The sequence below is a fragment of the Rosenbergiella australiborealis genome, assembly GCF_018494035.1.
Lineage (GTDB): Bacteria > Pseudomonadota > Gammaproteobacteria > Enterobacterales > Enterobacteriaceae > Rosenbergiella > Rosenbergiella australiborealis.
Genome location: NZ_JABBFO010000001.1, coordinates 378,398 through 397,743 on the forward strand (window position 1 = coordinate 378,398; position 19,346 = coordinate 397,743).

Sequence of the window (19,346 nt, forward strand, 5' to 3'; positions counted from 1 at the left end):
GGGTCTGACACGAACAGGCTATGGTTAAGGTCAATAAGGTTCTTTTTTATCACAATGAACGGGATGACTGTTTTTGCAGTCGATAACAAGACTTACTTCGTCCGTTCGCTTGCGCGATTGACCGTGCGTGATATTATCGAAACAGGCTTTTAACACTTACTGTCAAACAGAAGAGAAGCAAAATATGACCGACAAACTCACATCACTGCGTAAGTTGACAACCGTTGTAGCCGATACTGGCGATATTGAAGCGATGAAGCTTTATAAGCCTCAAGATGCGACGACTAACCCATCATTGATTCTTAATGCAGCTAAAATTCCTGAGTACCGCCGCCTCATTGATGAAGCTATTGAATGGGCGCGTAAACAGAGTAACGACCGCGAAGAGCAGATTGCACTGACTTCAGATCGCCTTGCCGTTAACATCGGCCTTGAAATTCTAAAATTAGTGCCTGGTCGTATTTCAACTGAAGTCGATGCGCGTCTGTCTTATGACACTGAAGCAAGCCTAGCAAAAGCACGTAGTTTGATGAAACTGTATAACGATGCTGGTATTAGCAATGATCGCGTACTGATTAAGCTGGCATCGACCTGGCAAGGGATCCGTGCTGCTGAGCAGTTAGAGAAAGAAGGCATTAACTGTAACCTGACACTATTATTCTCTTTTGCACAGGCGCGTGCGTGTGCTGAAGCAGGTGCCTACCTGATTTCGCCGTTTGTTGGCCGTATTCTGGATTGGTACAAAGCCAATACAGATAAGAAAGAGTATGCGCCACAAGAAGATCCGGGCGTTGTGTCAGTGACCGATATCTACAATTACTACAAGCAACATGGTTATGAAACCGTTGTGATGGGCGCGAGTTTCCGTAACGTTGGTGAAATTATTGAACTGGCCGGTTGTGATCGCTTGACCATTTCACCTGCTTTACTTAAAGAGCTCCATGAGTCTGAAGGTGAGTTAGAGCGTAAACTCAGCTATAGCGGTGAAACTAAAGCTCGTCCTGAGAAAATGACCGAAGCGGAGTTTTATTGGGAACATAACCAAGACCCAATGGCAGTGGCTAAGCTCGCAGAAGGGATCCGTAACTTTGCGATCGACCAAGGTAAATTAGAGAAAATGATCGAAGAACTTCTCTAATCATCTCCTCCGCGGCTGTTCAGCCGCGGTTTTATTTGAAAGAGCTATCATGACGTCACTACGCATTGGAATTGTCTCCATCTCAGATCGTGCTTCGCAAGGGGTTTATCCCGATAAAGGTTTACCGGCTCTAACCGACTGGTTGACGCAGGCGATTATCACCCCTTTTACCCTCGAAAAACGCCTTATTGCTGATGAACAATCACTTATCGAACAAACGCTTTGTGAGCTTGTCGACCAACATGCCTGTCATTTAGTTTTAACGACAGGGGGAACTGGTCCTGCGTTGCGTGATGTCACGCCTGATGCAACCTTGGCGATCGCCGACCGAATTATGCCCGGTTTCGGTGAGCAGATGCGCCAAATCAGCTTACATTATGTGCCAACGGCAATTCTCTCACGACAAACAGGCGTGATTCGAGGGCAATCGCTCATTTTGAACTTACCTGGGCAACCGAAATCGATTAAAGAGACTCTAGAGGGCGTGAGGGATGAGCAAGGCAACATTATTGTCACGGGCATTTTCGCCAGTGTTGCGTACTGTTTACAGCTGCTTAATAGTCCTTGGTTAGACACGGATAAAGCGATTGTGGACTCTTTCCGACCGAAAAGTGCCCAACGACCCGCCTAATAGCAAATGATGAGGCACAGTAATAATCATTAATTTTCTTAATCTTTATATCCCGCTATAGTCGAGACTTCAGCCATCATTTTGGAGACGTTTCGCTTATGGAGCAATCCGGCACTCGCCTTTATTCACTTACACGACATGATATCAAAACGCTGAGTTTAGCCTCAGTGGGAGGTGCTTTAGAGTTTTACGATTTCGTGATCTTTGCATTCTTCGCTTTGGTAATAGGCGAGCGTTTTTTTCCTGCTGACCTTCCTGATTGGTTACGACAGCTTCAAACTTTTGCATTATTCGCCGCCGGCTACCTTGCCCGTCCTCTGGGGGGGGATTATTTTAGCGCACTACGGGGATAAACTAGGCCGCAAAAAAACCTTTACGCTGAGTATCTTAATGATGGCTGTACCCACAACATTGATGGGATTACTGCCAGATTACGGAACTATTGGTATTGCAGCGCCACTCATTATGCTGTTATTTCGGTTATTACAAGGAGCAGCTATCGGTGGTGAGGCACCTGGAGCCTGGGTATTTGTTGCCGAGCACGTTCCTGCATCTCGCGTTGGTCTAGCTTGTGGATTACTGACTAGTGGATTGACGCTAGGTATTCTCTTAGGCTCATTGATTACGCAAGTTTTAACGCATAATCTTTCCGCGAGTCAATTGGCTGATTTTGGGTGGCGTATTGCTTTTTTGATTGGCGGTGGATTCGGGCTAATCGGAGTATTTCTACGTCGTTGGTTACAAGAGACCCCCGTTTTCCTTGCTATGCAGCAGGAGCGCAGGCAGGCTCAAGTGCCTATAAAAACCTTATTCAGTTCTCACCGTCCAGCATTATTTTACTCTATTATTCTGACTTGGCTGCTTGCTGCATCAATAGTTGTATTAATTTTGATGGGCCCTATCTTAGTTCAAAAATGGTTTTTTATTCCTTCTACAGCAACCTTATCCGCGAATACATTAGCGACGTGTACCTTAATGATAGGGTGTGTGTTGGGGGGAATGGCTGCTGACAAATGGGGAATGAGGAAAAGTATAGCAATTGGATGTCTGGGGTTGGCTTGCGCGATCATCGTTTTTTTTAGTTGTCTGACTTATGCACCTACCTACTTCTATTGGTCTTATGCGTGTGTCGGTCTCACCATGGGCGTACTGGGTATCATTCCTGCGATGATGGTGATGGCCTTCCCTGTAGCGATTCGATTTACTGGACTTGCTACGGCTTACAATATTGGTTATGCCCTATTTGGTGGATTAACGCCGCTACTGATTACTTGCCTGATGCCTTACTCCCGACAGTTCCCGATATTTTATCTCGTCGGCCTTTGTATCAGCGCGGCACTGATAAGTGCGAGTGTCAGAAATAAAGAGACGGCATAGTTGAAAAAAATGAATTTTTTTTCTTTTTATCCCTTGATGCCGGATAAACCGCCCCCATCTGGTAACTATCGAACGTTATCAACGAAAAAAACTGAGATCGACGTCTTGAAATTTATCAATTAGACCGCATCTATAGTTTATAACCGAATAAAACAGAATTTACGTGGGAGATGTTTATAATGGGTAAGATTATTGGTATTGACCTTGGTACTACGAACTCTTGTGTGGCTATCATGGACGGCGGTAAAGCGCGCGTACTTGAAAATGCCGAGGGCGATCGTACTACTCCATCAATCATTGCTTATGCACAAGACGGTGAAACTTTAGTTGGACAACCAGCTAAGCGCCAAGCAGTGACCAACCCGCAAAATACGCTATTTGCTATCAAACGTTTGATCGGCCGTCGCTTCCAAGACGAAGAAGTTCAGCGTGACCTAAAAATCATGCCTTACCAAATTGTGTCTGCCGACAACGGTGATGCATGGTTAGACGTGAAGGGCCAAAAAATGGCTCCACCACAAATTTCTGCTGAAGTTCTGAAGAAAATGAAGAAAACAGCTGAAGATTATTTAGGTGAGCCAGTAACCGAAGCCGTTATCACTGTACCGGCTTACTTTAACGATGCGCAGCGTCAAGCGACTAAAGATGCAGGTCGTATCGCTGGTTTAGAAGTGAAGCGTATCATTAACGAACCTACTGCTGCTGCATTAGCCTATGGTTTAGATAAAGGCCAAGGTAACCGTACTATCGCGGTTTATGACCTGGGTGGGGGTACTTTTGATATCTCAATCATTGAGATTGACGAAGTTGACGGCGAAAAAACGTTTGAAGTATTAGCGACTAACGGTGATACCCACTTAGGTGGTGAAGACTTCGATAGCCGTATGATCAATTATTTAGTTGCTGAGTTTAAGAAAGAGCAAGGCATTGATCTGCATAACGATCCGCTGGCAATGCAACGCCTGAAAGAAGCGGCTGAGAAAGCGAAAATCGAACTTTCTTCAGCACAGCAAACTGACGTTAACCTGCCGTATATTACTGCAGATGCTACCGGTCCTAAGCACTTAAACTTAAAAGTGACTCGTGCGAAATTAGAGTCATTAGTTGAAGATCTGGTTGCGCGTTCTATCGAGCCACTAAAAATCGCATTACAAGATGCTGGTTTATCTGTGTCTGATATCGATGATGTTATCTTGGTCGGTGGTCAAACACGTATGCCACTGGTTCAAAGCAAAGTGAAAGATTTCTTTGGTAAAGAGCCACGTAAAGATGTAAACCCAGACGAAGCTGTTGCGGTCGGTGCTGCAGTACAGGGTGGTGTTTTAGCGGGTGATGTTAAGGATGTTCTGTTACTTGACGTAACGCCTCTGTCTTTAGGTATTGAGACAATGGGTGGCGTGATGACGTCACTGATCAGTAAAAACACTACGATCCCAACAAAGCACAGCCAAGTCTTCTCAACAGCAGAAGATAACCAGTCTGCGGTGACCATCCATGTGCTGCAAGGTGAGCGTAAGCGTTCTGGCGATAATAAATCATTAGGACAGTTCAATTTAGACGGTATTCAAGCGGCACCACGCGGTATGCCTCAAATTGAAGTTACCTTCGATATCGATGCGGATGGTATCCTGCACGTTTCTGCTAAAGATAAAAACAGTGGAAAAGAGCAGAAGATCACCATTAAAGCCTCTTCTGGTCTAAATGATGAAGAAGTGGAAAAAATGGTTCGTGATGCCGAAGCGAATGCTGAGTCTGACCGTAAGTTCGAGGAATTAGTTCAAACTCGTAACCAAGGTGACCAGATTGTTCACAGTACGCGTAAGCAACTTGAAGAAGCGGGTGACAAACTGTCTGCAGACGACAAAGCACCTATCGACACAGCGTTAACTGAGTTAGAAACAGCGTTACGTGGTGAAGATAAAGCGGCTATCGAAGCGAAGATCCAAGCACTGGCAGAAGTATCAGGAAAACTGATGGAACTGTCTCAACAGCAGGCACAAGCGGGTCAAGCTGACAGTGCATCGAAAGACAACGATGCCGTTGATGCTGAATTTGAAGAAGTTAAAGATAAAAAATAATTGCCCATGACCGGGCTCAATACAGCCAATCTGTATTGCTAACCAGCACGGGCGTAGGAGTTTCTCCACGCCCGTGCACTCATGTTAAGGGCATGAATAATGGCGAAGAGTGATTATTATGAGATTTTAGGCGTATCCAAGTCTGCGGATGAGCGTGAAATCAAAAAAGCATACAAACGTTTAGCAATGAAGTTCCATCCCGATAGAAACCCGGGAAATGCTGAAGCTGAAGAAAAATTCAAAGAAGTCAAAGAAGCCTATGAAATCCTAACGGATGAGCAGAAGCGTGCCGCCTACGACCAATATGGTCACGCTGCCTTTGAGCAAGGTGGTATGGGTGGCGGTGGTGGCTTTGGCGGCGGCGGGGCTGACTTTGGTGATATTTTCGGTGATGTTTTCGGTGACATTTTCGGTGGCGGTCGTCGTCAGCGCGCTGCGCGTGGTGCCGATTTACGCTACACAATGGAACTGACTCTCGAAGAGGCAGTCCGTGGCGTCACCAAAGAGATCCGCATCCCTACTTTGCAAGAGTGTGAAAAGTGCGAGGGCAGTGGAGCCAAGGCGGGGTCGAAACCGCAAACTTGTTCAACCTGTCACGGTGCAGGACAAGTTCAAATGCGCCAAGGCTTTTTTGCGGTGCAACAGCCTTGTCCAACCTGTCAAGGCCGTGGAACAGTTATTAAAGATCCTTGTGATGCTTGCCACGGACACGGTCGTGTTGAGAAAACAAAAACCTTGTCTGTGAAGATTCCGGCAGGGGTTGATACTGGCGATCGTATCCGTCTTAGCGGTGAAGGGGAAGCGGGTGAGCAAGGAGCACCTTCAGGTGATCTCTATGTTCAAGTTTCAGTGAAGAAACATGCCATCTTTGAACGTGAAGATAGTAATCTTTTCTGTGAAGTCCCCGTTAATTTTGCGATGGCTGCATTAGGTGGCGAAATTGAAGTTCCTACGCTTGATGGACGTGTGAAACTCAAGATACCTGCTGAAACGCAAACGGGTAAGCTGTTCCGTATGCGCGGTAAAGGGGTTAAATCAGTGCGTGGTGGTGCAGTCGGCGACCTACTCTGTCGTGTCGTTGTTGAAACACCTGTGAAGCTGAATGAGAGACAAAAACAGCTGTTACAAGAACTGGGTGAATCCCTCGGTGGACCCTCAGGAGATACAAACAGTCCTCGTTCCAAAAGTTTTTTAGATGGTGTGAAGAAGTTCTTTGACGATCTTACGCGCTAATGACTATAAAAATTGGCCAGCTATTATGCTGGCTTTTTTTTAGCCATATTTTATGGATGAGTAAAATACTCACACAAAATTACTGCGTTACGATAGGTTAGCTTGCAGAGAAAAGAAGTAAAAGAATGGCTAAAAAGGATACAAAAAAACCGACCAGAGGCCGGTTTTTTATAAATATCAACGCGTAGCGATTAAGCCATTTTGTTGATTTGTGCAGTCAAGTTAGCTTTATGACGTGCAGCTTTGTTCTTGTGGATCAGGCCTTTAGCAGCTTGACGGTCCACGATTGGTTGCATTTCGTTAAATGCATTTTGTGCAGCTTGCTTGTCGCCAGTCGCGATTGCAGCGTAAACTTTCTTAAGGAAAGTACGCATCATAGAGCGACGGCTAGCATTGTGTTTGCGACGCTTTTCAGATGTTACCGCGCGCTTCTTAGCTGATTTGATATTAGCCAAGGTCCAACTCCCAAATTAGTTCTTTATGGACAAATCAAAGGTCGAGGACTATGCCTTTTGTCCCTTCATTTGTCAATGGATTTGTGCAAATAAGCGTCGCTTGTTTCACGGCGCTCGGTTACGTAATTGATGGCGCAGGATTCTAACAGTTTCCCTGTCTTGAATACAGTCTTTCGCAACAAAATTGTGCGGAATTTACACCCGTAGCGTGAGAACAGGATAAAAACGACAAAACAACTGCCGAAAGCCGACATCAACGGGTTAATTTTGAACGCTGAACAAGGTATAATCGGGCATTTTCAGCAAATCGAGTTTGCCATGAAGTTTATCCGTGGGCTACATAATCTCACACAGCATCAACAAGGTTGCGTTCTAACGATTGGAAACTTTGATGGCGTTCATCGGGGGCACCAAGCATTGCTTCGTCATTTGCGGCAAGCAGGTTCTCACCTAAATTTACCGGTTGTAGTGATGGTTTTTGAACCCCAGCCCTTAGAGCTTTTCCAAGCCAAAGTTGCTCCGCCGAGATTGACGCGCCTGCGTGAGAAAATAGAAAACTTAGAGAAGTTCGGTGTTGATGAAGTCGTCTGTATTAATTTTGACCAGCAGTTTGCGAAACTCACCGCAGAAAAATTTATCAGTGAGTTATTGGTAAAAAGGTTAAATGTAAAATTACTGGCGATTGGTGATGATTTCCGCTTTGGTGCTGGTCGCCGAGGTGATTTCCTGTTATTACAACAGGCTGCCAAGCAGTATGGTTTTGATGTCGTCAGTACTGAGACTTACATTGAACAAGGCAAACGTATTAGCAGTACATCGATACGTCAAGCGTTGGCCAATAACGATTTTCAACAGGCAGAAATTTTACTGGGCCGTCCTTGGGCGATTACTGGGCGAGTGGTGCATGGCGATGCGTTAGGTAGAACGCTAGGCTTCCCAACGGCTAATGTGCCCTTAAAACGCTTAGTAACGCCAGTAAAAGGGGTTTTTGCTGTTGAAGTTTACGGCATCAGTGATAAACCGATCAAAGGGGTAGCCAATATCGGTACTCGGCCTACGATAAAAGGCATCCGCCAGCAACTGGAAGTCCATCTTTTGGATACAAAGATCGATCTTTATGGGCAGCGGATCCAAGTAGTGATTAAACATAAAATACGTGATGAGCAACGGTTTACATCCCTAGAGGCATTGACGCAGCAAATTGCGCTGGATGTGGAAACGGCCCGAAACTATTTTGTTCAACGAACAACGGTGTAATCCCAAAACCTGGAACTAAAATCAAATGAGTGACTATAAAGCAACCCTGAATCTTCCTGAAACAGGTTTTCCAATGCGCGGTGATTTAGCGAAAAGAGAACCGGACATGCTCAAACGTTGGTATGCCGATGAACTCTACGCATCCATTCGTGCAGCGAAGAAAGGGAAAAAGACGTTTATTCTGCATGACGGCCCTCCGTATGCGAACGGTAATATTCATATTGGTCACTCAGTTAATAAAATCCTTAAAGATATTATCGTCAAGTCTCGGGGTATGGCCGGTTTTGATGCGCCCTACGTTCCAGGATGGGATTGCCACGGTTTACCAATCGAACACAAAGTTGAGCAGATGATTGGCAAACCGGGTGAAAAAGTGACGGCGGCTGAGTTTCGTCAGGCCTGCCGAGAATATGCTGCGGAGCAAGTTGAAGGTCAAAAGAAAGATTTTATCCGTTTAGGTGTCCTCGGCGATTGGGATCGTCCTTACCTTACAATGGATTTTAAAACGGAAGCTAACATCATCCGTGCACTTGGCAAAATTATTGGTAATGGACACCTTCACAAAGGTGCGAAGCCGGTGCAGTGGTGTTTAGATTGCCGTTCGGCGTTGGCTGAGGCTGAAGTTGAATACTACGATAAAACATCATCATCTATCGATGTCTTATTCAACGCGGTGGATGCTCAGGCGGTTGCCGCCAAATTTGGTGTTCAAGACGATGGTCATGCCATCTCGCTAGTCATTTGGACAACGACACCGTGGACATTACCGTCTAACCGAGCCATTTCACTGAATGCTGAATTTACGTATCAGTTATTGTCAGTGAACGGACAGCGAATGATTTTAGCTAAAGACCTTGTTGAAACAGTCATGGCAAAAATCGGTGCAAAAGAGTGGGAAGTGTTAGGCGAATGCCAGGGTGAAGAGCTTGAACTGTTACGCTTTAAACATCCATTTTTAGCGTTAGATGTTCCTGTATTGTTAGGCGACCATGTTACGTTAGATGCAGGTACTGGTGCGGTCCATACTGCCCCAGGCCATGGTCCGGAAGACTATGTGATTGGTCAAAAATACGGTATCGAAACGGCGAATCCGGTTGGTGGTGATGGTTGTTATCTTGCAGGCACCTATCCCTCACTTGATGGTATCAATGTCTTTAAAGCTAACCCGCTGGTAATTGATATTTTACGTGATAAGGGCGCTTTACTTCATGTTGAAAATTTACACCATAGCTATCCGCACTGTTGGCGTCATAAAACACCGGTTATTTTCCGTGCAACGCCACAATGGTTTATCAGCATGGATCAGAAAGGCTTACGCGCGCAATCGCTGAAAGAAATTAAAGGTGTACAGTGGATCCCTGACTGGGGTCAAGCACGTATCGAATCGATGGTTGAGAACCGTCCAGATTGGTGTATCTCACGTCAAAGAACGTGGGGGGTACCAATGTCCCTTTTCGTCCATAAACAGACGGGTGCTATCCATCCAGAAACCTTAGACTTGATGGAAAAAGTCGCGAAGCGTGTTGAGCAAGACGGCATTCAAGCATGGTGGGATCTCGATAGCGCTGATTTATTGGGTAGCGATGCCGACAATTATGAAAAAGTCCTTGATACATTAGACGTTTGGTTTGACTCCGGTTCGACCAGTTGTAGCGTGGTGGATGTTCGTCCTGAATTTAATGGTCACAGTGCAGACATTTATCTTGAAGGTTCGGATCAGCATCGCGGCTGGTTTATGTCATCCTTGATGATCTCGACGGCTATTAAATCAAAAGCGCCTTATCGCCAAGTGTTAACCCACGGATTCACTGTTGATGGTCAAGGCAGAAAAATGTCTAAGTCCATTGGCAATACGGTCAGTCCGCAAGATGTAATGGATAAATTAGGGGCCGACATTTTACGTTTGTGGGTCGCCTCTACGGACTATTCGGGTGAGATGGCGGTCTCTGACGAGATCTTAAAACGTTCGGCAGATGCTTACCGTCGGATTCGTAATACCGCACGTTTCTTACTCGCTAACTTGAATGGCTTCAATCCAGAGACCGATAAAGTTTCCCCTGAACAAATGGTGGTTGTCGATCGTTGGGCGGTAGGCCGTGCATTAGCCGCGCAGCAAGATATTCTTGCCTCCTATGAAAAATATGATTTTCATGAAGTCGTACAACGCTTAATGCACTTCTGTTCTGTTGAGATGGGGTCGTTTTACCTTGATATTATCAAGGACCGACAATACACCGCGAAAGCCGATGGCCTTGCTCGTCGTAGTTGTCAAACCGCACTTTGGCATATCGTTGAAGCGCTGGTACGTTGGATGGCGCCTATTTTATCCTTTACCGCGGATGAAATCTGGGGACACTTGGCGGGTGAGCGAGCAAAATACGTCTTCACCGAAGAGTACTATCAAGGGCTGTTCGGCCTTGCGAACGATGAGCCAATGAATGATGAGTATTGGGATCAATTATTAAAGGTTCGCAGCGAGGTCAATAAAGTTATTGAACAAGCGCGTTCAGATAAAAAAATTGGCGGTGCATTAGAGGCATCTGTAACCCTCTATGCTGATACTGACCTTGCTCAGCGTCTTCAGTCATTAGGTAACGAGCTACGCTTCGTATTATTGACTTCTGAGGCACAGGTGGCTGACATCGCAATGGCTCCAGCGGGTACCGTGGATAGCGAGCATGTCAAAGGTTTGAAAATTCTGTTAGGCAAAGCTCAAGGTGAGAAATGTCCACGTTGCTGGCACTACAGCAGTGATATTGGAACTAACCCTGAGCAGGCACAGATTTGTGGCCGTTGTTACAGCAATGTGGCAGGCAGTGGTGAAGAGCGTAAGTTTGCCTAATGAAAAAATCATTGTGTTCGAGCGGATTACGTTGGTTATGGGTCGCACTTTTGGTCATTGTCGTCGATTTATCTAGTAAATACTGGGTTATGACGACGATGGAATTGCATGAATCGCGGGCACTCATACCGTTTCTCAATCTCTTTTACGCCCATAATTACGGTGCAGCTTTTAGTTTTCTGGCTGACAAAGGGGGATGGCAGCGTTGGATGTTTGCCGCAATTGCGGTTGCGATTGCGGTTTCACTATTAGTGATGATGTATCGTGGTCGTGCGGAACAAAAACTGACTAACATTGCTTATTCCATGATTATTGGCGGGGCTTTAGGTAACCTCTTTGACCGTGCATGGCACGGTTTTGTGGTCGACTTTATCGATTTTTATATCGGTGATTGGCATTTTGCGACATTTAATATTGCAGATTGTGGTATTTGTGTTGGTGCTGCGCTTATTGTGTTGGAAGGTTTTTTACCTAAGCGCCAGAATGATGCTGAGTCAGGAGAGCCGTCATGAGTGAATTAACCGTTACTGCCGACAGTCGGGTACTCGCACAGCTGGTACTGACACTGGCTGATGGCTCCGTCGCTGAATCAACACGAGTTAATAATAAACCGGCATTGCTGACATTGGGTGACCAATCCCTATCACCTAAATTAGAAGCTGAGTTGATGGGATTAACCGTGGGTAGCCAGCATAAATTTAGCTTAGCGGCTGAAGATGCATTTGGGCCAACGAATCCAGATCTCGTACAATATTTTTCCCGCCAAGCTTTTCTTGACGCGGGAGAACCTGAGGTCGGAACAATTATGTTATTTGGTGCTATTGATGGTAGTGAAATGCCCGGGATTATTCGAGAAGTTTCCGGCGACTCGATTACCGTTGATTTTAACCATCCGCTAGCCGGTCATGACATCAGCTTTGATATTGAAATTGTCGAGATCAATCCGGTGTTGGAGGAGCAGAATGAAAATCTTACTGGCTAACCCACGTGGATTTTGTGCTGGCGTTGATAGAGCCATCAGCATCGTTGAACGCGCACTAGATATGTATGGTGCGCCGATTTATGTGCGTCATGAAGTTGTCCATAACCGCTATGTGGTCGAAGGATTACGAGCGAGAGGGGCGATTTTTATTGAAGAGATCAGTGAGGTACCGGATGGTGCTATCCTCATCTTTTCAGCACACGGCGTCTCACAAGCAGTTCGTGCTGAAGCGAAAGCGCGGCAGCTGACCATGCTCTTTGATGCAACCTGTCCATTGGTCACTAAAGTCCATATGGAAGTTGCAAGAGCAAGCCGTAAAGGCACAGAGGCCATTTTAATCGGTCACGCTGGGCATCCTGAAGTTGAGGGTACAATGGGCCAATACAGTAATCCGCAAGGAGGAATGTATTTGGTTGAGTCACAGGAAGATGTTTGGACATTGACGGTAAAAAATGAAGCCAATCTCTGCTTTATGACACAAACTACCTTATCAGTCGATGATACCTCGGATGTGATCGATGCATTACGTCAACGCTTTCCACTGATCATTGGTCCTCGTAAAGACGATATCTGTTATGCCACGACCAACCGTCAAGAGGCGGTAAGGCAGTTAGCCACGGAAGCGGAAGTGGTGCTAGTCGTCGGTTCTAAGAACTCCTCGAACTCTAACCGCCTAGCTGAATTGGCGCAACGCGCAGGACGACTGGCAAGACTTATTGATAGCGCTGAAGATATTGATCCAAAATGGTTAGAAAATATCGCCTGTGTAGGCGTTACTGCCGGGGCTTCTGCGCCAGATATCTTGGTTCAGCAAGTTATTGAACGCCTGATGCAGCACGGTGGAGAGCCTGCTATTGAGCTTTCCGGCAGAGAAGAGAATATCTTTTTTGAGGTGCCTAAAGAACTGCGCGTGCCTGTTAAAGAAATTCACTAACCGATTATTCGCTAACATCAAAACCCGCCTCTTAATCGAGCGGGTTTTTTCTTATTGATGGCCTGAATTTCCTATAATTTACGCTGGAGTTAGCTCCACAGCCCCGTTATGCTGCATCAAGAATTTAATACAGATAGGGTTAATGTTATGGGTGTAACACGTATTGCCATCATCGGCGCATCGGGACGTATGGGAAAACAATTAATCGAAGCGGTGCAGGCGAACGATTCGGTTGAATTGGGTGCGGTGATTGTTCGTCCAGGTTCCTCGTTAACAGGATGCGATGCGGGAGAACTTGCCGGTATTGGAACGTTAGGACTTCAAGTCGTTGATGATATCAACGCTGTCATTAACGATTTCGATTTAGTGATTGATTTTACCCGACCTGAGGTCACTCTGAATTTATTGACGCTTTGCTGCCAACATCAAAAAGCGATGGTTATCGGTACTACAGGTTTTGATGAGCAAGGTAAACAGCAGATTGCCGATGCGGCTAAGCAGATCCCTATCGTATTTGCTGCAAACTTTAGTGTTGGTGTAAACCTTGTACTTAATCTGCTTGATCAGGCGGCAAAGGTTATGGGTGATTACGCAGATATTGAAATTATAGAAGCACATCATCGGCATAAAGTGGATGCACCCTCTGGCACGGCATTGGCAATGGGGGAAGCGATTGCCAATGCGATGGATTGGTCGCTCAATGAGCATGCCGTGTACGCGAGAGAAGGCATTACAGGTGAGAGACAGGCTGGGACTATCGGTTTTTCAACGATTCGAGCCGGTGACATTGTCGGTGAACATACCGCAATTTTTGCCGATATAGGCGAGCGAGTAGAGATTACCCATAAGGCTTCAAGTCGTATGACCTTTGCAAAAGGCGCTGTTAAAGCATCAGTATGGCTAAGTTGCAATAAATCCGGTCTTTACTCAATGAAAGATGTGCTAGGTTTCTAGTTATATTTATTTTTATATATAAATAAGCCATAGATATAAAAGAGTTTTTTTATTGAATTTGTTATATCTATGGTGTTTGTATATTTTTTAACATATAGCCATGATAATTATATTTTTCAGAGAAAAATTTTACCAAATGGTCTATTTTTTTAGTGCGTTTGGTGGTTAATTGTACTTTTTGTTGACTCTAAAATGGTTTATCGAAAAATCTTGCTTGGTAAACGATTTTTTTTTGGAGATAAGGTTAACTTTTAATGCGATATGCTGAAAATGCCCCTGAGAGGCGTAAAAAAAATAAATTAATTTCGTTTCAGTATAGACATCAGGTACAGGGATCATTAGAATGCCGCCAATTTGCCAAAATCCAGATAGGCAGGCATTTTTGCGTTGATTTGATCCTATTAATTGAATTAATATGCATGCACAGTGACTATTTATTCCCTGGAGGAAGTTTTGACTAAGTCAGCAATTTTGGTTCTGGAAGACGGAACCGAGTTTCACGGCCGGGCGATCGGCGCATTGGGATCGGCAGTTGGAGAGGTCGTTTTCAATACATCAATGACCGGTTATCAAGAAATCCTTACTGATCCTTCCTACTCTCGCCAAATCGTCACTCTTACTTATCCCCATATCGGTAATGTCGGTACTAATCCTGCTGATGAAGAAGCCTCTTCAGTTCATGCTCAAGGTCTTGTTATCCGTGACCTACCGCTAATTGCCAGCAACTATCGTAGTACCAATGATTTATCGTCCTATCTAAAACAACATAATATCGTGGCCATTGCGGACATTGATACGCGTAAACTGACTCGTCTTTTACGTGAAAAAGGTGCACAAAATGGTTGCATCGTTGCTGGCGATAATCCAGATGTAGCATTAGCTTTACAGAAAGCGAAGGCCTTCCCTGGATTAAAAGGGATGGATTTGGCCAAAGAAGTCACAACGCCTGAACGTTATAGTTGGAAGCAGGGAAGTTGGACATTAGAAGATGAATTACCGGCTGCGCGTGATGACGCAGATCTACCCTTCCATGTCGTTGCTTACGATTTTGGTGCGAAACACAATATCCTACGGATGTTAGTGGATCGTGGATGCAAGCTGACTGTCGTACCGGCACAAACCTCTGCGAAAGAAGTCCTAGCGCTCAATCCTGACGGTATCTTCCTATCAAATGGCCCAGGGGACCCTGAACCTTGTGACTATGCGATTAGCGCGATTCAGGAATTCCTGAAGACTGAGGTCCCTGTATTTGGAATCTGTTTAGGTCACCAACTTCTCGCCCTCGCCAGCGGTGCTAAAACCGTAAAAATGAAGTTAGGCCATCATGGTGGTAACCACCCCGTTAAAGATTTCGATAATAACGTTGTGATGATAACGGCTCAAAACCACGGTTTTGCCGTAGATGACCAGCAACTGCCAGACTGCTTGCGCGTCACCCACCGTTCATTGTTTGACCAGACGGTACAAGGGATCCATCGCACAGATAAACCAGCATTCAGCTTCCAAGGTCACCCAGAAGCGAGTCCTGGCCCGCACGATGCGGCACCGTTATTTGACCACTTTATTGAACTTATTCATGCTTACCGTAGTGCAAAAGCATAATCAGGAGAGAAGCAATGCCAAAACGTACTGACCTCAAGTCTATCCTGATCTTAGGGGCTGGCCCAATTGTTATTGGTCAAGCCTGTGAATTTGATTACTCAGGCGCACAAGCCTGTAAAGCGTTGCGGGAAGAAGGTTACCGGGTCATTCTGGTTAACTCTAACCCGGCAACGATCATGACTGATCCTGAGATGGCGGATGCCACTTATATCGAGCCGATCAATTGGCAAGTCGTAAGAAAAATTATCGAGAAAGAACGCCCTGATGCCGTGCTACCGACGATGGGTGGCCAGACGGCACTGAACTGTGCATTAGAACTTGAGCGCCAGGGTGTGCTTGAAGAGTTTGGTGTTACGATGATCGGTGCGACGGCGGATGCGATTGATAAAGCAGAAGATCGCCAACGCTTCGATAAAGCGATGAAAAAAATTGGCTTAGACACTGCGCGCTCCGGTATTGCCCATAATATGGAAGAAGCGCTGGCTGTTGCCGAAGATGTTGGTTTCCCCTGTATTATCCGTCCTTCCTTTACGATGGGAGGCACCGGTGGCGGTATCGCTTATAACCGTGAAGAATTTGAAGAGATCTGTGAACGTGGTTTAGATCTCTCTCCGACCAATGAGTTATTGATTGATGAATCGCTTATTGGCTGGAAAGAATATGAAATGGAAGTGGTGCGCGACAAAAATGATAACTGCATCATTGTTTGTTCGATTGAAAACTTCGATGCGATGGGTATTCATACCGGTGACTCTATTACGGTTGCCCCCGCGCAGACGCTGACTGATAAAGAATACCAAATTATGCGTAACGCCTCGATGGCGGTGCTGCGTGAAATTGGTGTTGAAACCGGTGGCTCAAACGTACAGTTCTCCGTTAACCCGGAAAACGGACGTTTAATTATTATTGAAATGAACCCACGGGTTTCACGTTCTTCCGCCTTGGCGTCCAAAGCAACAGGTTTCCCAATTGCTAAAATTGCTGCAAAGTTAGCGGTGGGGTATACCCTAGACGAATTGATGAACGATATTACGGGTGGTCAAACGCCAGCTTCGTTTGAACCGTCTATCGACTATGTCGTTACCAAAATTCCACGTTTTAACTTTGAAAAATTCGCAGGAACAAATGACCGTCTGACAACGCAAATGAAGTCTGTCGGCGAAGTGATGGCGATTGGTCGCACTCTGCAAGAATCTATGCAGAAAGCATTACGTGGCTTGGAAGTCGGCGCAACGGGCTTTGATCCGAAAGTGGATGCCGATGATGCCGAAGCCTTGACGAAAATTCGTCGTGAATTGAAAGATGCGGGCGCCGATCGTATTTGGTATATCGCTGATGCTTTCCGTCACGGAATGTCTGTCGAGGGTGTTTTTAACCTGACCAATATCGATCCGTGGTTCCTCGTACAAATTGAAGAACTTGTTCGCTTAGAAAATCAAGTGACTCGCGGTGGTGTACAACTGTTAACAGCTGATTTTCTGCGCCAACTAAAACGCAAAGGCTTTGCCGATGCACGTTTAGCAACCTTGACTGGTGTAGCCGAAGCGGAAATTCGTAAACTGCGTCAGCAATATAATTTATACCCTGTCTATAAACGTGTTGATACCTGCGCGGCTGAATTTGCGACGGATACTGCTTATATGTATTCGACCTATGAAGAGGAATGCGAAGCTCAACCCGATACTGATCGTGAAAAAATCATGATTTTAGGTGGTGGGCCAAACCGTATTGGTCAAGGTATCGAATTCGATTACTGTTGTGTCCATGCGGCCTTAGCATTGCGTGAAGATGGTTATCAAACCATTATGGTTAACTGTAACCCAGAAACGGTATCAACCGATTATGATACTTCTGACCGCCTCTACTTTGAACCCGTGACTTTTGAAGATGTGTTGGAAATCGTCCGTATTGAGAAACCGAAAGGGGTTATTGTCCAGTACGGCGGGCAGACACCACTCAAATTAGCCCGTGCGTTAGAAGCGGCAGGTGTTCCGGTGATCGGAACCAGCCCGGATGCGATTGATCGTGCAGAAGACCGCGAACGCTTCCAACAAGCCGTTGACCGCTTAGGCTTAAAACAGCCAGCGAATGCCACGGTGACAGCACTTGAGCAAGCAGTTGAACGCGCAGCAAACTTAGGTTATCCGCTTGTCGTTCGTCCTTCTTACGTGTTGGGCGGTCGGGCTATGGAAATCGTTTATGACGAGCAGGATTTAAAGCGCTATTTCCAAACGGCAGTTTCTGTTTCAAATGATGCGCCGGTTCTCTTAGACCGCTTCCTCGATGATGCTGTTGAAGTTGACGTGGATGCGATCTGCGATGGTGAACGCGTATTAATTGGCGGCATCATGGAACATATCGAACAAGCCGGAGTTCACTCAGGTGATTCAGCATGTTCACTTCCTGCTTATACCTTGAGCAAAGAAATTCAAGATGTAATGCGTAAGCAAGTTGAGCAACTGGCTTTTGAACTGAACGTTCGTGGCTTGATGAATGTACAGTTTGCGGTTAAAAACAACGAAGTTTACTTAATTGAAGTTAACCCACGTGCTGCACGTACTGTCCCTTTTGTTTCTAAAGCGACAGGGGTACCGTTAGCGAAGGTAGCTGCTCGGGTCATGGCGGGTAAAACACTTGCTGAACAGGGTGTAACCGAAGAAGTCATCCCACCGTATTACTCTGTAAAAGAAGTGGTATTGCCCTTCAATAAATTCCAAGGGGTTGACCCAATCCTTGGGCCTGAAATGCGCTCTACAGGCGAAGTGATGGGTGTGGGGCGTACGTTCGCAGAAGCGTTCTCTAAAGCGATGCTCGGTGCTCAAGCGATCATGAAAAAGCAAGGCCGTGCGTTACTCTCTGTACGCGAGGGTGATAAAAAACGCGTGGTAGATTTAGCCGCGAAACTAGTAAAATTCGGCTTTGAATTGGATGCAACGCATGGTACCGCAGTCGTCTTGGGTGAAGCGGGAATTAATCCTCGTCTCGTCAACAAGGTTCACGAAGGTCGTCCACATATTCAAGACCGTCTGAAAAATGGTGAATATGCTTACATTGTGAATACGACTGCAGGTCGTCAAGCGATTGAAGATTCACGTCTCATCCGTCGTAGTGCGCTGCAATATAAAGTTCACTATGACACCACCATGAACGGTGGCTTTGCAACTGCCATGGCGCTTGATGCAGATCCTACTGAGCGGGTAATCTCTGTACAAGAGATGCATGCTGAGCTTAAAGCTTAAGTCTAATCAAAAACGGCCTCGCAATGAGGCCGTTCTTTTTTCCAAATTCTAATTTCTTTTGCCTCTCGACTAACGTCATTGCTTCTCGTATGATTGCGCGTCTTTTATGCAGAGAGCACCACTATGTTAAGCCTAATTGCCGCGATGGCAATCGACCGTATTATCGGTAATGAAAATCAAATGCCGTGGCATTTACCTGCCGACTTCGCTTGGTTTAAACAGCAGACTCTTGGTAAACCGATTATCATGGGGCGTAAAACCTTTGAGTCCATCGGGCGTCCGTTACCAGGGCGTAAAAATATCGTTATCAGTCGCCAATCTCAGCCCGCACAAGAGGGGATTTTCTGGGTAACTTCTGTGGAGCAGGCTTTAGCTGCTGCAGGAGAAGTTGAAGAAATTATGGTTATTGGTGGCGGAAATCTTTATCAGCAATTCCTGCCTTATGCCCAAAGACTATATTTGACTCATGTGGATGCTGAGATTGAAGGGGATACACAATTCCCGGAATACGATGCCGATCAGTGGGAATCTGTCTTTAGCGAATTCCGGGATATGGATGATGCAAATTGCTATGGTCTATGTTTTGAGATCTTAGAACGACGTCAAGAGTGTTAAGGATACCGA

Annotated in this window: 16 protein-coding genes; 15 read left to right on the forward strand and 1 reads right to left on the reverse strand. The window is 45.8% G+C overall.

Annotated elements, in window-relative coordinates; genetic code table 11:
- Positions 1 to 184: 184 nt before the first annotated feature.
- From tal to dnaJ, 6 genes are all read left to right on the forward strand, one after another.
- The gene (tal, locus tag HGT73_RS01840; RefSeq protein WP_214211949.1) at positions 185 to 1,138 is read left to right on the forward strand and encodes a transaldolase; all 954 of its coding nucleotides are present in this window, start codon (positions 185 to 187) and stop codon (positions 1,136 to 1,138) included.
- A gap of 49 nt (positions 1,139 to 1,187) precedes the next feature.
- On the forward strand, positions 1,188 to 1,769 hold the full coding sequence (gene mog, locus HGT73_RS01845) for a molybdopterin adenylyltransferase (protein ID WP_214211950.1): 582 nt from the start codon (positions 1,188 to 1,190) through the stop codon (positions 1,767 to 1,769).
- A gap of 98 nt (positions 1,770 to 1,867) precedes the next feature.
- Positions 1,868 to 2,122 carry a hypothetical protein gene (locus HGT73_RS14745; RefSeq protein WP_244968402.1) on the forward strand — a complete coding sequence of 85 codons (255 nt, stop codon included), beginning with the start codon at positions 1,868 to 1,870 and terminating at the stop codon, positions 2,120 to 2,122.
- Positions 2,076 to 3,146, forward strand: a complete 1,071-nt coding sequence (locus tag HGT73_RS01850; RefSeq protein ID WP_244968403.1) for an MFS transporter — start codon at positions 2,076 to 2,078, stop codon at positions 3,144 to 3,146. Before HGT73_RS14745 ends, HGT73_RS01850 begins: the two co-directional genes overlap by 47 nt.
- Positions 3,147 to 3,325: 179 nt before the next feature.
- Positions 3,326 to 5,224: a molecular chaperone DnaK gene (dnaK, locus tag HGT73_RS01855; RefSeq protein ID WP_214211951.1), complete on the forward strand. Its 1,899-nt coding sequence runs from the start codon at positions 3,326 to 3,328 to the stop codon at positions 5,222 to 5,224.
- A gap of 99 nt (positions 5,225 to 5,323) precedes the next feature.
- Positions 5,324 to 6,457 (forward strand): molecular chaperone DnaJ, encoded by a 1,134-nt coding sequence (gene dnaJ / locus HGT73_RS01860; protein WP_214211952.1) that lies wholly within the window; start codon positions 5,324 to 5,326, stop codon positions 6,455 to 6,457.
- A 191-nt stretch (positions 6,458 to 6,648) separates the two neighbouring features.
- Here dnaJ and rpsT read toward each other — a convergent pair whose 3' ends face one another.
- Entirely contained in the window at positions 6,649 to 6,912 is a 264-nt protein-coding gene (rpsT, locus tag HGT73_RS01865) for a 30S ribosomal protein S20 (RefSeq protein WP_048911476.1), read from the reverse strand.
- A gap of 318 nt (positions 6,913 to 7,230) precedes the next feature.
- Here rpsT and ribF point away from each other — a divergent pair, with 318 nt between their 5' ends.
- The 9 genes from ribF to folA all read left to right on the forward strand — a co-directional run bounded on the left by ribF (position 7,231) and on the right by folA (position 19,337).
- Positions 7,231 to 8,169: a bifunctional riboflavin kinase/FAD synthetase gene (gene ribF / locus HGT73_RS01870; protein WP_214211953.1), complete on the forward strand. Its 939-nt coding sequence runs from the start codon at positions 7,231 to 7,233 to the stop codon at positions 8,167 to 8,169.
- Positions 8,170 to 8,194: 25 nt separating this feature from the next.
- Complete coding sequence (ileS, locus tag HGT73_RS01875; protein ID WP_214211954.1) at positions 8,195 to 11,011, forward strand: isoleucine--tRNA ligase; 2,817 nt, start codon at positions 8,195 to 8,197, stop codon at positions 11,009 to 11,011.
- Positions 11,011 to 11,523, forward strand: coding sequence for a signal peptidase II (gene lspA, locus HGT73_RS01880; protein WP_214211955.1), 513 nt, complete (start codon positions 11,011 to 11,013; stop codon positions 11,521 to 11,523). Before ileS ends, lspA begins: the two co-directional genes overlap by 1 nt.
- A complete protein-coding gene (fkpB, locus tag HGT73_RS01885; RefSeq protein ID WP_214211956.1) occupies positions 11,520 to 11,993 on the forward strand; it encodes an FKBP-type peptidyl-prolyl cis-trans isomerase in 474 nt (157 codons plus the stop codon). Before lspA ends, fkpB begins: the two co-directional genes overlap by 4 nt.
- The gene (gene ispH / locus HGT73_RS01890; RefSeq protein WP_214211957.1) at positions 11,974 to 12,927 is read left to right on the forward strand and encodes a 4-hydroxy-3-methylbut-2-enyl diphosphate reductase; all 954 of its coding nucleotides are present in this window, start codon (positions 11,974 to 11,976) and stop codon (positions 12,925 to 12,927) included. The genes fkpB and ispH overlap by 20 nt, the downstream gene beginning before the upstream one ends.
- A gap of 147 nt (positions 12,928 to 13,074) precedes the next feature.
- Complete coding sequence (gene dapB, locus HGT73_RS01895; RefSeq protein ID WP_214211958.1) at positions 13,075 to 13,881, forward strand: 4-hydroxy-tetrahydrodipicolinate reductase; 807 nt, start codon at positions 13,075 to 13,077, stop codon at positions 13,879 to 13,881.
- 453 nt (positions 13,882 to 14,334) lie between these two features.
- Positions 14,335 to 15,483 (forward strand): glutamine-hydrolyzing carbamoyl-phosphate synthase small subunit, encoded by a 1,149-nt coding sequence (carA, locus tag HGT73_RS01900; RefSeq protein ID WP_214211959.1) that lies wholly within the window; start codon positions 14,335 to 14,337, stop codon positions 15,481 to 15,483.
- A gap of 14 nt (positions 15,484 to 15,497) precedes the next feature.
- Positions 15,498 to 18,722 carry a carbamoyl-phosphate synthase large subunit gene (carB, locus tag HGT73_RS01905; RefSeq protein ID WP_214211960.1) on the forward strand — a complete coding sequence of 1,075 codons (3,225 nt, stop codon included), beginning with the start codon at positions 15,498 to 15,500 and terminating at the stop codon, positions 18,720 to 18,722.
- 123 nt (positions 18,723 to 18,845) lie between these two features.
- Positions 18,846 to 19,337, forward strand: coding sequence for a type 3 dihydrofolate reductase (gene folA, locus HGT73_RS01910; protein WP_214211961.1), 492 nt, complete (start codon positions 18,846 to 18,848; stop codon positions 19,335 to 19,337).
- Positions 19,338 to 19,346: the final 9 nt, after the last annotated feature.

Bases quoted from the DNA above. Each gene is read 5' to 3' on its own strand.
- mog (WP_214211950.1), top strand. From the start codon at position 1,188: ATGACGTCACTACGCATTGGAATTGTCTCCATCTCAGATCGTGCTTCG.
- fkpB (WP_214211956.1), top strand. From the start codon at position 11,520: ATGAGTGAATTAACCGTTACTGCCGACAGTCGGGTACTCGCACAGCTG.
- dapB (WP_214211958.1), top strand. From the start codon at position 13,075: ATGGGTGTAACACGTATTGCCATCATCGGCGCATCGGGACGTATGGGA.
- folA (WP_214211961.1), top strand. From the start codon at position 18,846: ATGTTAAGCCTAATTGCCGCGATGGCAATCGACCGTATTATCGGTAAT.
- ileS (WP_214211954.1), top strand. From the start codon at position 8,195: ATGAGTGACTATAAAGCAACCCTGAATCTTCCTGAAACAGGTTTTCCA.
- tal (WP_214211949.1), top strand. From the start codon at position 185: ATGACCGACAAACTCACATCACTGCGTAAGTTGACAACCGTTGTAGCC.
- carB (WP_214211960.1), top strand. From the start codon at position 15,498: ATGCCAAAACGTACTGACCTCAAGTCTATCCTGATCTTAGGGGCTGGC.
- lspA (WP_214211955.1), top strand. From the start codon at position 11,011: ATGAAAAAATCATTGTGTTCGAGCGGATTACGTTGGTTATGGGTCGCA.
- dnaK (WP_214211951.1), top strand. From the start codon at position 3,326: ATGGGTAAGATTATTGGTATTGACCTTGGTACTACGAACTCTTGTGTG.
- ispH (WP_214211957.1), top strand. From the start codon at position 11,974: ATGAAAATCTTACTGGCTAACCCACGTGGATTTTGTGCTGGCGTTGAT.
- ribF (WP_214211953.1), top strand. From the start codon at position 7,231: ATGAAGTTTATCCGTGGGCTACATAATCTCACACAGCATCAACAAGGT.
- HGT73_RS14745 (WP_244968402.1), top strand. From the start codon at position 1,868: ATGGAGCAATCCGGCACTCGCCTTTATTCACTTACACGACATGATATC.
- dnaJ (WP_214211952.1), top strand. From the start codon at position 5,324: ATGGCGAAGAGTGATTATTATGAGATTTTAGGCGTATCCAAGTCTGCG.